A 12,935-nucleotide genomic window follows, 5' to 3' on the forward strand; every position below is an offset into this window, starting at 1 on the left:
GTTCTTTAATTTTGAATTTTGAATTTTGAATTTTGAATTGATTTCTCCCTCATCTCCCCTGTCCCCACTCCCTAGTACGATAGTAAAGGTGACATCTAAAATTATCCAAGAGACATTTATAGATCAATGGATAAACGTTTTTTTAAAATGTTTGGGCTAACAGAAGAACAAGCGATCGCAATTATTGATACACCATTAGAACAACTCGAAGACGCTTCTGATAAGTATATTGCTGTTTCCCATTTAATTAACTTCCCAACTGAGCAATCGATCGCAGCTTTGGTACGAGCGATTGAAACTAGTAACCCTGATGAGTTAGACCACCGCATTGTCCGACGCAAAGCTGTGGAAAGTTTAGGGCGATTGCAGGTTGAATCAGCTTTACCTGTAATTCGGCAATGCCTTAAAGATGATGATATTTATACTGTTGAAAATACTGTGTGGGCGATCGGAGAAATCGGGACTAAAGATCCAGAAATTCTCGAAGAGGTAGCACAACTGCTGGATAAACCGGGTCAAATCTATAGAGTTATTATTCACACTTTAGCTAATGCCGACTATCAGCCGTCCCTAGAACGTGTACGGAAGTTTACCAAAGTTGAAGATGAACCTACGCGTAGTGCGGCGATCGCTACAGTTTGTCGGTTTACGGGTGACTACTCCCAAATTACTGAGGTGATGGCGCTGCTGCAAAGTTCCAGCGTCAATGCACGGCGCGGTTGTATTCAAGACCTGATTGATTCCCACTACTACAAAGCCATCCCAGAAATTGCCCGTTGTCCTGTATCTCTGGTGTTCCGGTTGCGAGGATTGCGGATGCTTTTGGATGCAGGCGTTCCCAGTGGTGAAATTACCTTTACAGAAATTCAACCTTACTTAGAGCAAGTACTCTACGATCGTCCCAACGACCTCGATCTAGTACATGAGTATGATGCTACCCCTGTTCTAGATTTTGTGATTAACGAACTCTACGAAACCGATTTTGGACGTTGCTATTTAGCGACAAAAACTTTATTGGATATCTATGCACAAGAAGCACCAGCAGCGCTTTTAGCAACTTATTCGGACAAGGCATATAACGATTATGGCGCTCATTATCATGTGATGAAACTTTTCGGTTGGCTCAAATATGCTCCCGCCTACAATTTATTAGTAGAAAACCTGCACAACCGTGAACCTCAGTTTCAGAAATCTCGTGCTGCGTGTGCGATCGCTCTTGGTGAATTGGGTGATTCACGAGCAATTCCTGAAATTAAAATTTGCCTCAATACGCCAATTTGGGATTTAAAATACGCTTGTTTATTAGCGCTAGACCGCTTAGGAGACTCGTCCGGTCGAGAAATTTGCGCTCATGATGCTGACTGGTTAATTAGGGCGAAAGCAACGAGTAAGCAATAGTTAGGCATCTTGGGCTTAACGTACATTCGTGTTCATTGCTACGAAAGGGCGAATTAAGGAACTACCCTTATAGAGGTTCCTATTTTCACTATTTCATACAATTTCCGCACATCCTCATTGTACATACGAACACAACCATGAGAAGCTGCCTTGCCTACGGAGTCTCGCTTGTAAGTACCATGAAATCCGATTTGGTTTTTTCCATCAGTCCAAAATCCAATCCAACGTTCTCCTAAAGGATTCTCTAAACCTGGAGGTACAACTCCCCTATTGGGAACAAAAGGGTTTTCCCAAGCTGGATTTTCAACCATATTAATAACTTTAAATTTGCCTGTTGGCGTTTCCCACTTTAACTTACCAACCGCCACTGGGTAGCTGGCTTGTAAAATATCTCCCCGATAAACGTAAAGTCTTCGTTGCTTAAGAATGAGCAGTAAATAAATATTTTGCTCAGTAGTATGAGGAAGACTTGGCTTAACAGGTGGCTTGATCCTCATCAGTAAGCTCCTCATACGCTCAGATGTATTAGGAAGGGCTGATTGCACTTGAGGAGAATCTAGAGTTGGTGTAAAGTTTGGCTGATCAGACTGACTAATATTTATTTGGTTCTTTGCTCCTTGTTGGACTGTCATTTGGGCACTAGCAGGCAATTGAAGCCATAAAAGTAGTCCGATTGTAGCCAAACCAAACTTGACAGCATTGACGCAATAAACGCTACTACTCATAATTTTTTGTACTAATTACGTAAGTATATAACAAAGCTATTTAAGTTATAGGATTTGCCTTATCCAAAATAAATAATTTAAAACTCAGATATAAATGAGCTTGAAGTCTGAATCTCTGAATTTTTAATCACTAGATTGCGACGTTTCACCAATTAAACAAGTTTTCCCCTACCATACCTTTACTAAAAACAGAGGTAGTCTAAATAGCCCAAGACAAGCGTGTGCTTATTTCTTAGCGGGACTTAGACAAAAAATACCTAAAAAACGCCTCAAATCTATATACAGAAGGAATTTGACATCGTTTTGGTTAATTTATTGATATATCTGGGTTTGGGCTATTTTTGAGCATTTGGTGTATTTCCTTTACCTGCGTAGATTTGAGGCTTGTTTATCCCTTAAAGATGTTTAAGTCCCGTTGGGCAAAACCTAGAACCCTTACTAGAAGTACAGGATAGTCAAAATTACTTCCACTAAAATCATAGAAGATTTTACACGCTCAATTTTTTGCGATCATACAAAAAAAAGCGTATAAAATCTTAGGTTTGTTCTATATCAAGCCTCGTAAATTGGCGAAGGTATTGACCCTAGTCCTGGAATTGGCGTTGGCGTTGGTGTTCGCGTTGGCGTTGGCGTTGGCGTTGGCGTTGGCGTTGGTGTTAGTGTTGGCGTTGGTGTTGGTTTTGGTGTTCGCGTTGGCGTTGGTTTTGGTGTTCGCGTTGGCGTTGGCGTTGGCGTTGGTGTTGGTGTTGGCGTTGGTGTTGGTGTTGGCGTTGGCGTTGGTGTTGGTGTTGGTGTTGGCGTTGGTGTTGGCGTTGGTGTTGGTGTTGGTGTTGGTGTTGGTGTTGGTGTTGGTGTTGGTGTTGGTGTTGGCGTTGGTGTTGGCGTTGGTGTTGGTGTTGGTGTTGGTGTTGGCGTTGGTGTTGGTGTTGGCGTTGGCGTTGGTGTTGGCGTTGGCGTTGGTGTTGGTGTTGGTGTTGGTGTTGGTGTTGGTGTTGGTATTGTTGGTGGTGGTGGTACTTGTCCTACAACTATTTCTCGGAGAATAGCAACGCTGAAATACGGAGTGAAAAACAGTAAAGAAGCTACAGTGAAAATAAATTTCGGTTTCTTAGAAGGTTTTTGATTCATTTTTTTGGAAATATTGATTTGTTACAATCATTAACTTTTGCTACAATTAATCATGAATATTATATATAAATATGGTATTTATATTAACTATCTGTTGCACGATATATTACTGTCTAACAAGTTTCCTTTTTTCCACACTCCACTCCTAGAAGTGCCATCGGCAAGTTTAAATGTTCCTTTTCCTTCACATTTCCCATTTCTGAACTGACCTGTATATTCACCACCATCTTTCCATTTTATTTTTCCTAAACCATCAAAATTATCATTTACAAAATTGCCTATATAGTATTCATACGAATATTCAGACGAACTGGTATCTGGAGGGGATAAAAATTTTCCACAACCATGACGCTTACCATTTTTGAATTCCCCATCATACCTACTATTGTCTTGAAAGATCATAGTTCCCTTGCCGCTTGGATTATTCTTATCTAAAGTTCCATAATATTTACGATCTCGGTAAGTTTTGTCTGGTTTTCGGTTTATAAATTTACTAGAATATAATGAAGCTAGTTCAGCATCGCAAGTTACTTTATTAAATTTTTCGCTCGTTCTGATAGGTAACAGAATAAAAAGAGCTAACACAAGCATTACAAATATTCCTGCTCCTACTCCAGCTGCAACTAAAAGTTTTCTACGGAATGGCAATTTCCATAAAGTTGTTGGCTTTGATAGTGGTGGAGATATAGAACTCAGTGCTTGCAAAGCCTCACTTGCTGTTTGGTATCGTCGGCTAAAGTTGTAAAGCACCATTTTGCTTAAAACATTAGCCAATCTATCGCTTACATTTACTTGATTTCGCCAAATTATTTCTCCACTAGTGGGGTCTTCTTGGAAGTTTCGAGGTAATTTACCTGTCAAAGCTTGAATACCAATCACTCCTACTGCATAGATATCGCTACATAGTTTTAGCTTAGAATTAGCTTGTTCATTTGGCATATAACCATTGGAGCCAATAACAATAGTTGAAGTAACTTCACCTTCAATATTCGTAGCTAAACCTTTAATTTCCTTAACAGCCCCAAAGTCAATCATCACAATTTTGCCATCATCACGACGACGCATCAAGTTCTGGGGCTTGAGATCACGGTGGATGATGTTCTGCTGATGAACCACAGTTAAAACTTGTAGAATTTCTTGCAAAAGTTTAATGACCTGACCTTCACTCCATTGGCTACCAGGTATTATTTCTGCGGTCAAGTTATGCCCTTCTACAAATTCTTGCACTAGATAAAATTCATCATTTTCCTCAAAATGAGCAAAGAGTTTAGGGATTTGGTTGCTAAGGTTACCTAAACGGTATAAAACTTTTGCTTCACTCTCAAATAGCCGTTTAGCAATTATCAAAACTTCTGGTTCAAAAGTTTTACATCTAAGCTGCTTTACGACACATTTGGGATTATTAGGCAAATCTAAATCTTCAGCTAGATAGGTGTCGCCAAATGCACCGCCTCCCAAGCTTCCTAAGATTCTGTAGCGTTTACGTAAAACTGTGTCTATAAACATTTATTATATGATACCGTAGGATATTATTTACCGGGTTGTATTATTTTTTTGACAAACTGGTATTGTCCTATCTCAATTCTTAATTTAACTTTAGACTCTCTCCATTACAAGTAAATGTTTTAGTAGTGATAGAATTATCCTTATCATATTTAACTTCATAAAATTTACTTAGTTCCCGTTGTTCCTTATCTGGATAAAAAAGAGTAATATCATCAGCAATATAATTAAAATGTCCGCTTATGGGCGTGTATTTTTCACGATAACTTCCTCCTTGCCATTGATAGTTATTGTCATTGCTAATAGCATGTAAAAATATACTTTCAAATTTTGTAATATTATGAGGAATACTTGTCTGATCATTACTAGGAATTATCAACCAACCTTGAGTTTGCTCTACATCATTTAAAGCATTGTAATTAATTGCAATCTTGATAATTTTATCACAATTATTTTTAATAATTAATTGCTCATAATAATTACCTTTATTTTCTCGCTGTAACTTTAAAATCTCAGCTTTATGCGCGTAAAATCTATCTTCAGCTTTTTCTTGTTTTTTTGCCAATGTTTCTATATTTGATTTTTGTATTTCAGTATTATTTTCCAATTCTGCCTTTTTTTCTTCTGTTTCCTGTGTTTGTTGATTTGTATAATAAGTGACTAAAGCAGTTACACCTGTTGCTAATATCGTCGCTGTTGCAGCTACTATTGCAGCTATTATAGTTTTATCTTGCCAACTGTGTTCTTTCTTGCGATTGATATTGGTACTCGAATTAGTCTGATTTGGATTTATGATGGATGAAAAGGGAATGGCTTGACCTGAATTTTGACTAGGACTGACTTGCCTTAGATTAGGAATAGAGTTGACTTGGTGTAAATTTGAACTCTGACCGACTTGACTTGAATTAGTATTTGAATGAACTATCCCTGAATAAGCTGTTGATTCTAACGGGTAAATTTGAATATCAATAACTTTGAGACTCTGCGTTCCTAAAACAATACTACTGTTATTTTGTAATGGCAATTCTTTACCAATATCAAGGTTTATTCCATCTATATTAGATAGATTTCGCGGACTCAAACTTTGTATAAAAAACTTTTGGTGCTGTTCGTGAAAATAAATTTTCACATGTTGAGAAGATACGCTTCTATTATTAAGCACTAGGTCGCAGACTTTAGGGTTAGAGTCTCGACCAATGATTATTAGTCCATTATGGTTGTTACTTTTTACTTGTTGTTTAGAAATTTGCTGAGTTCTTAAATTCCCTGTTTCGCTCCATTGGAAGGTAATTGCCCACTGTAGAGTAAGTTGATTCATGGTTCTATATCTGTAACTTTTCCTAGTTAATACAGATTATCAGAGGGGGATTCCAGAAAAATCATACAATATTGAAAAATATTAAACAAGGGTGATGAATAAACTAGCTATTCCATCGCTTGGAATAATATTTTATTGGTGCAATGATTATCTTTTTTATTATTTTTGCAGATAATAATTTGTAATCCTTGTGTTTAGGAAAGTTCTGCATGACCCTAACTTTAATTCAGAGCAAACGGGGGCTACCATCTTCATTAAATGAGCCTACATCAATGACAAACTTGATGCCTCTTACCCCCAATCAATAAGTAATGATTACTACACTGGTATCTAGTCGCCGAACACCTATGACTGCGTAGGTTACACGCTTATTCTTGGTAATAGTTGCAATTTGGCTTGACTTCGATATATCTAGGGTAATTCCTCTAATGTTGGCTTACCATAAAAGAACCGAAAGAACCCCATTTTTTAGTTCTGTCGAACTCCCGTCAACTTATAGCCAAGGCGACTGGAAGTCGCGGCTACACAAACGTTTGCCCTTAACGTTCCCGCAGGGTAGGCCGCCTCCACTAACTAAGCTCAAATTAAGGTTTTCAAACCCGCCTACGCGGGTTTGAACTTGTGTAGACGCGGTTTCTAACCGCCTTTTGCTGCACGCCCTCGCAGTTTAGGACTTGCTACTGGTGACTGCTTCGTTTAAAACTAACTTTGGTTCTGGTGTCTCCTCTTCTTCTTCTGGCAAACCGAAAATTGACCTGTACAACTTCACGTACTGCTTGGCAGATTGATACCAACTAAAATCTTGACTCATGCCGCGTTTTTGTAGTTCTTGCCATTGCGGTTTGAAACGGAAGCCTTCCCAAGCCCGGATCATAGAGGTGAAAAGGTCTAACGGTTCATAGCGATCGAAGCAATAACCAGTACCAGCAGCATTTTCAGGGTCGTGATGGGTTACAGTGTCAACTAATCCACCTGTGCGGCGGACAATGGGCACAGAACCGTAGCGCAAAGCCATCATTTGGCTAATCCCGCATGGTTCAAAACGACTGGGCATCAAGAAGGCATCAGTACCAGCGTAGATCCGGCGAGATAGGGCATCGTTATACAGCAAGTAAGTTGCCATACGTCCGGGGAAGCGGGATGCTAATTGCCACATCTGAGTTTCATAGTAGCGATCGCCTGTCCCCAACAGTACAAACTGGGCATCTGTATAAGATAGAAAGCGATCGAGGATTTGCAATATCAAATCAATGCCTTTTTGTTCTACTAATCGGGTAACAATCCCAATAAAAAAGGCTTTGGAGTTGACTTCTAATCCTAGTTCTTGTTGCAAAGCAATTTTATTGGCTTTGCGTTTTTCTAAGGTATCAGCAGTAAAGGTTTGCTCAATGTATTTGTCATTCTCTGGGTTATAAACTTCGGTATCAATACCGTTAATAATCCCAGATAATTTACCGCTAATAAAAGACAGCAAACCTTCTAATGTTTCACCGTAAGTAGGTGTCTTAATTTGCTCGGCATAGGTAGGCGAAACTGTATTTACCTGATTGGCAAATTGTACCGCCGCCGCCATTGTGTTGTGTCCTTGCATGTACCAAGGACACCAAGTAATTTTCTCTAAATACCAACGCCACGGCCCTTGATAAGCCAGGTTATGGATGGTAAACACTGTGGTGATATCAGGATCTTGGTGCATCCACACCGGAATCATTCCTGTATGCCAATCGTGGCAATGGATAATATCTGGCTTCCAGTAATTCCAGGCAAACTCGGCTGCACCATTAGCAAACAATGTGAACCGCCAATCTTCATCATCTCCAGAATAGATGCGGCGCGGCATGAAGGACGGATGTCCAAATAAGTACAAGGGAACATCAGTACCAGGCAGAACACTTTCGTATACTGCAAAGTGCTGAAACATGGCATCTCCCCACCAGATAGGTTCATAGGGAATTTCCATTTTGTCTGGCAGGAAGCCGTAGTAAGGCAAGAATATCCGCACATCATGCCCCATTTCTCTCAGGACTTTGGGTAATGCCCCGACAACATCACCCATTCCTCCTACTTTCGCAACTGGTGCTGCCTCTGCTGCAACAAATAGAATCCGCATGGTAATTTTTGCTTCCCTGAGTCTATATTGTCAAATTAACTTTCTGAAATCCCGATCGACGCGACTTGTCGTGTGTGGCACATCTTTAGTGCAACAGCGATCAATTCTTATCTAATCACATCAGCTTGCCCAATTGCTTAGGAACCGCGCTGAATCACCGCAAAAATTTCTGATAAAATTTCTTGCGCTCCCTGTTTTCGCAACAGTTCTGCTAGTTCTGTGCCTAGTGCTTCGGCGTTGTTGGCAAGCCCGGTGACGGTATCTTTGACGAACTTTTGACCATCTACACTGGCGACTATCCCGGTTAATGTCAAATTCTCATCAGATATTTCTGTATTTACACCGATAGGTACTTGACATCCGCCCTCTAAAGAGCGGAGAAAAGATCGTTCGGCGAGACAGCGATCGCGTGTTTCGGTATGTTCAATTGCTTTGAGTAGAGATAGCACTTCACTATCATCAGCACGGCATTCTATCCCTAAAGCACCTTGTCCAACAGCGTGGAGGGAGATTTCTTTGGGTAAGACTTGATGAATGCGATCGCCCATTCCCAATCTTTCTAACCCTGCTGCTGCCAAAATCAAAGCATCGTATTCACCTGCATCCAGTTTTGCTAACCGTGTAATCAAGTTTCCCCGCACATCTTTAAAGATAAAGTGGGGGAAGTGGTGGCGTAGCTGTGCTAACCGCCGCAGCGAAGATGTACCAATTACCGCCCCTTCTGGCAACGTATCGATTTGTTTATCTTTGTGCTTTTCATGCACCACTAATGCATCTGCTGGGTTTTCTCGTTCAGTAATTGCTGCTAACGTTAACCCTTCTGGTAAGTGAGTCGGCAAATCCTTGAGAGAATGAACCGCAAAGTCAATCTCTTGATTGAGCATTCCGAGTTCAAGTTCTTTAGTAAAAAGTCCTTTATCGCCAATCTTAGCTAATGCTACATCCAAGATTTTATCGCCTTGGGTAGACATGGTGTGGACTTCAAAAGTGATATCAGGAAAGCTTTTCTGGAGCTGCTCTTGTACCCAGTAGGTCTGAACCAGAGCAAGTTGGCTTTTGCGCGAACCAATCCGAATAGTGCGTGGGGGACTAGAAATAACTGAAGTCATAAAACAATATAATATCACAGGCGATAAATTCACTCTCATCTAGACTACCGTAGTCAGTGACTCATACGAATTTTGGGTTTTGGATTTGGGATTTTGGATTACAATTCTTTACCAAAAGCTTGTTTGAGGAATCTCAAATAATACTAAGGAAGGTGGATTTAATAGAGTGCAAAACTTTGAATCCCGTAGGGTACGTTAGATACGTAACGTACTATCCTTTATTGAAAGTGTTTTATGCTACTAATAATACTTAGCGTAATTAGGGGTGTAGGAGATAGGGTGTAGGGAAAATAAAAGTTCATGCCCGGCGTGAGTTTAAAGCCCATCAAAATAAAAACTTGTATTAAAAAACACCTAGTATTCAGTAGTGTGTGGCGTAGGAAAAAAGCAAGAAAACTAGACTATTGAGTGCGAATATTAAGGAAACTCCAAAAAATAAATTATCCAATTTCACGCCTATCAAAACGCTAAAACTGCAACAGATGCATAGGTTAAGAAGCTATATTGCGATCGCTTGCATTCAATCGCCATAATAAGAAGAAAGTTGGGGACGTTTGTTTATTCCACTAAAATATGTGTGCTTAAATAGCCCATCACCTGGCGGGATTGAGGTTAGTAGCACTAGCGATCGCCCTTGATTAGCTGGTAAAAAAGAGCGATCGCTATCAGCATATAAAGAAAGTACCAATAGTGTTATGGTATACTTTTGCAAAGGTAGCAATTATTATTTTTAATTCTTCAGTTCTGGTGTTAGAGCAACTTGGGCAATGTTATTGTTATTACTCTGTTTAGGACACCAACGGCAACGTTCTTAATACAGCTCGACATTACCCAAAAGATTATTGACAAGAAAGCGGATTATATGGTTGCGCTCAAACTTATAACTCATAATGTATTTTCTCGGTAAAAGTAAAAATAAATTTCAAACCGGAGTTAAATGGTTAGTTTGGTCTGCAATTATAACTTTGGTAGGTACTGGTGGTTGGTTTATGTATATCAAAAGTTTCAATAAATCGACTCAACCCGTAGCAATGCCTACAATCAGCGTAGACTCTGATGACGTAAAAATTACAATCAATGAGAGTGGCACCTTAGAATTGGGAAATCAAAAAGCCCTGAAGTCTCCTGGAGAAGTGACGATAGAAAGGGTGTTAATCAAACTGGGCGATCGTGTTAAGTCTGGTCAGCAATTAGTGATTTTTCGCAACCCAGAAGGACAAAAAAATCTTACTGACTCTGATTTAAGAATTCGCAAACAGGAACTCATCGTAGTACGCAGTCGGGAGAAAGTTGTGGAAGCGCAGAACAAGCTTGCCACAGAGCAAAAGGAGCTACGGGAGCCTGTAACACAAAAACAGCTAGAAATCCAAGAACAGGAGCTAAACTTAGCACGTAGCCGCGATCAAGTTGTTGATGCAAAAGAAAAACAGGTTGCGGCTATCAAGGAACTTCAGGATGTGGAAGTTTTGGCAGCAAAAGGCTTTATTTCGAGCAATGAACTCGAACAGCAACAAGAAAAAGTCCGTGAAACAAGGTCTACCGTCAAACAGTCTGAATTAACAATCACTAGCGAAACGCTTAAACTCCAGCGTCTGAATTTAGAGTTGAAGCACCAAACAGAAGAGCAACAGAAGGTTGTGGATGCACACTCACAGTTGCGAGAAACTCTCTCAACACTCAACACTGAAAGTGAGGAACTTCGACGCCTACAAATAGAGAGACAAAATCTTCAGAAGGAACTACAAAAAAACATACTCACCGCACCCTTCGCTGGTAAAGTCCTTGATTTAAAAATCCAGGATGGAGACGGTGTAAAATCTGGTGATACATTACTCACCTTAGGTGATCCGACGCAAGAAATTGTGAAACTAGAGCTAGTGACTCTAGATGCTGCCAAAGTCAAAATCAACCAACCAGTGCAGATCAAAGTTCTTGGTCCCAATGCTCAGGAATTTAGCGGACGAGTCACCAGCTTGTATCCCCAGGCGATTGGTTCTGGGGGTAGCGGCTTAAGTTTTGGTTTATCAGGTTCAGCTAAAGTCCCCGCTACTATCAAGTTAGACAAACCTAGTGGTACTTTAATTCCTGGTAGCCAAGTCAGTGTTGAAATTATCGTACAGCAACGGCAGAAGGTAGTAGCTGTAAACATAGAAGCAATTCAACGCTCCGAACCAGAGCCTTTTGTCTGGGTAGAGGATAACCAAGGCTTGGTTCAAAAGCGGAAAGTCACCCTTGGACTAGAAGGACCAACCAAGGTAGAAATAAAATCCGGCTTAAAACTAGGTGAAAAAATCATCCTTCCCCCACCTGAAATTGAACTTCAACCAGGAATGCCAGTTACAAAAATTCCATGAGTCCCCAATCACCAGGGTTTAGAAGTTTCCTGTGAGGTTGGAAAAAAAAAGATGGCTTCAGATCGGGATCTCCCCATCTTTTTATCTCATCTCCCCATCTCCCCATTCTGCTTATGAGCCTTTCTCCCCTAGACCTGATCAGACTCACCAGTAACTCACTACGTAGTAATCTCCTGCGTTCTTTCCTTACCACCCTCGGCGTGTTCATGGGTGTGGCGGCGGTGAATGCAACGCTACAGGTGGGTAGCATTAGTCGGGCGATGATTGCCAAGCAGTTGTCAGAAACAGAAGCGCCTCAAATCCTTGTTTTTGTAGTGGGAGAAAAAATCAGGGGGCCAAACTTAGAAGACATGGAATTCTTGCGCCAACGACTTAAAGGTTTGCAAGGAGTTAGTGCTTCTAGTTATGTGCCTTCTCAACAAGTTTCATTTTACGGTCGACAAGCCCAGCCTAATATACAGGCTGTTACCAAAGATTACTTGCTGACTTCAGGCCGAAAACTCAAAGCAGGTCGCGCCTTTTCAACTGCTGATTTTGCCAACTACCGCTCCGTAGCGGTGATTGATGAATTGCTATCACAGCAACTTTTTCAAGGTCAAAATCCTATAGGTAAACTGATTTTTACTACAGCAAGACCCTGTTTGGTTGTGGGAGTCATGGAGAGCAAATCACAGATGAGTGGCGAGAAACCTACAGGTGCTTTACTGATGCCTATATCAACTTACAGCGCTATGACGGGCAAGCAAACTATTAACTCAATCTCAATACGTCCGCGAAACCTCGAAGACATGAAAAACATCAAAGAGCAAGCAGAAAAAATATTAAAGCAACGCTTTCCAGGTGGAGAAGTCTACGCTACAAGCAATGTGGAGGCAATCTTTAAGCAAAAAGAAACTTTGGATTTGGCAACGCAGGCACTAACTGTTGTGGGAGTAATCGCACTACTAATTGGCGGTGTGGGTATTGCCAATATTACCATAGCCGCCATCATTGAGCGGACTTCAGAAATTGGTTTAAGACGAGCGCTCGGTGCAACTCAAACTAACATTTTGTCGCAATTTATTTTGGAAGCAGCAATTTTAAGCCTGGTGGGGGGAATTGCCGCTATCATCACAGTATATAGTTTGACATTGATGGTTGTTAATGCGTTTGAGTTGCCTTACCAATTTGAGAGCGAAACCGCTGCATTATCATTGGGTGCGGCTTTGGTGGTAGGCGTAGGTGCTTGTTTTCTCCCCGCTTTACGCGCTAGTCAACTTGATCCAGTTAAAGCATTACGTGAGGCGTAGT

Annotated in this window: 10 protein-coding genes; 4 read left to right on the forward strand and 6 right to left on the reverse strand. The window is 40.7% G+C overall.

Features of this window, described 5'->3' with window-relative positions:
* Nucleotides 1–126 precede the first annotated feature (126 nt).
* On the forward strand, nt 127–1,398 hold the full coding sequence (locus tag HWQ58_RS07450; RefSeq protein WP_292859751.1) for a HEAT repeat domain-containing protein: 1,272 nt from the start codon (nt 127–129) through the stop codon (nt 1,396–1,398).
* A 53-nt stretch (nt 1,399–1,451) separates the two neighbouring features.
* Here HWQ58_RS07450 and HWQ58_RS07455 read toward each other — a convergent pair whose 3' ends face one another.
* Nucleotides 1,452–2,123: a L,D-transpeptidase gene (locus HWQ58_RS07455; protein WP_292859754.1), complete on the reverse strand. Its 672-nt coding sequence runs from the start codon at nt 2,121–2,123 to the stop codon at nt 1,452–1,454.
* 566 nt (nt 2,124–2,689) lie between these two features.
* Between HWQ58_RS07455 and HWQ58_RS07460 the strand changes: the two genes are divergently transcribed.
* Nucleotides 2,690–3,169 (forward strand): hypothetical protein, encoded by a 480-nt coding sequence (locus HWQ58_RS07460; protein WP_292859757.1) that lies wholly within the window; start codon nt 2,690–2,692, stop codon nt 3,167–3,169.
* A 169-nt stretch (nt 3,170–3,338) separates the two neighbouring features.
* Here the strand turns inward: HWQ58_RS07460 and HWQ58_RS38365 are convergent, their stop codons facing one another.
* From HWQ58_RS38365 to HWQ58_RS07490, 5 genes are all read right to left on the reverse strand, one after another.
* The gene (locus tag HWQ58_RS38365) at nt 3,339–4,757 is read right to left on the reverse strand and encodes a protein kinase (protein ID WP_366837516.1); all 1,419 of its coding nucleotides are present in this window, start codon (nt 4,755–4,757) and stop codon (nt 3,339–3,341) included.
* Between the two features lie 79 nt (nt 4,758–4,836).
* Nucleotides 4,837–6,072, reverse strand: coding sequence for an FHA domain-containing protein (locus tag HWQ58_RS07475; protein WP_292859760.1), 1,236 nt, complete (start codon nt 6,070–6,072; stop codon nt 4,837–4,839).
* Between the two features lie 667 nt (nt 6,073–6,739).
* A complete protein-coding gene (gene glgA, locus HWQ58_RS07480; protein WP_292859763.1) occupies nt 6,740–8,182 on the reverse strand; it encodes a glycogen synthase GlgA in 1,443 nt (480 codons plus the stop codon).
* A gap of 137 nt (nt 8,183–8,319) precedes the next feature.
* Nucleotides 8,320–9,291: a hydroxymethylbilane synthase gene (gene hemC, locus HWQ58_RS07485; RefSeq protein ID WP_292859765.1), complete on the reverse strand. Its 972-nt coding sequence runs from the start codon at nt 9,289–9,291 to the stop codon at nt 8,320–8,322.
* A 520-nt stretch (nt 9,292–9,811) separates the two neighbouring features.
* On the reverse strand, nt 9,812–9,979 hold the full coding sequence (locus HWQ58_RS07490) for a hypothetical protein (RefSeq protein ID WP_292859768.1): 168 nt from the start codon (nt 9,977–9,979) through the stop codon (nt 9,812–9,814).
* A gap of 202 nt (nt 9,980–10,181) precedes the next feature.
* On the opposite strand from HWQ58_RS07490, the gene HWQ58_RS07495 reads away from it, so the two are divergent.
* A complete protein-coding gene (locus HWQ58_RS07495) occupies nt 10,182–11,645 on the forward strand; it encodes an HlyD family efflux transporter periplasmic adaptor subunit (RefSeq protein WP_292859771.1) in 1,464 nt (487 codons plus the stop codon).
* A gap of 113 nt (nt 11,646–11,758) precedes the next feature.
* Nucleotides 11,759–12,934 carry an ABC transporter permease gene (locus HWQ58_RS07500; protein ID WP_292859774.1) on the forward strand — a complete coding sequence of 392 codons (1,176 nt, stop codon included), beginning with the start codon at nt 11,759–11,761 and terminating at the stop codon, nt 12,932–12,934.
* The last annotated feature ends 1 nt before the right edge of the window (nt 12,935 follow it).

Origin of the sequence: Nostoc sp. LPT (assembly GCF_017115165.1) — a bacterium.
GTDB lineage: Bacteria > Cyanobacteriota > Cyanobacteriia > Cyanobacteriales > Nostocaceae > Nostoc.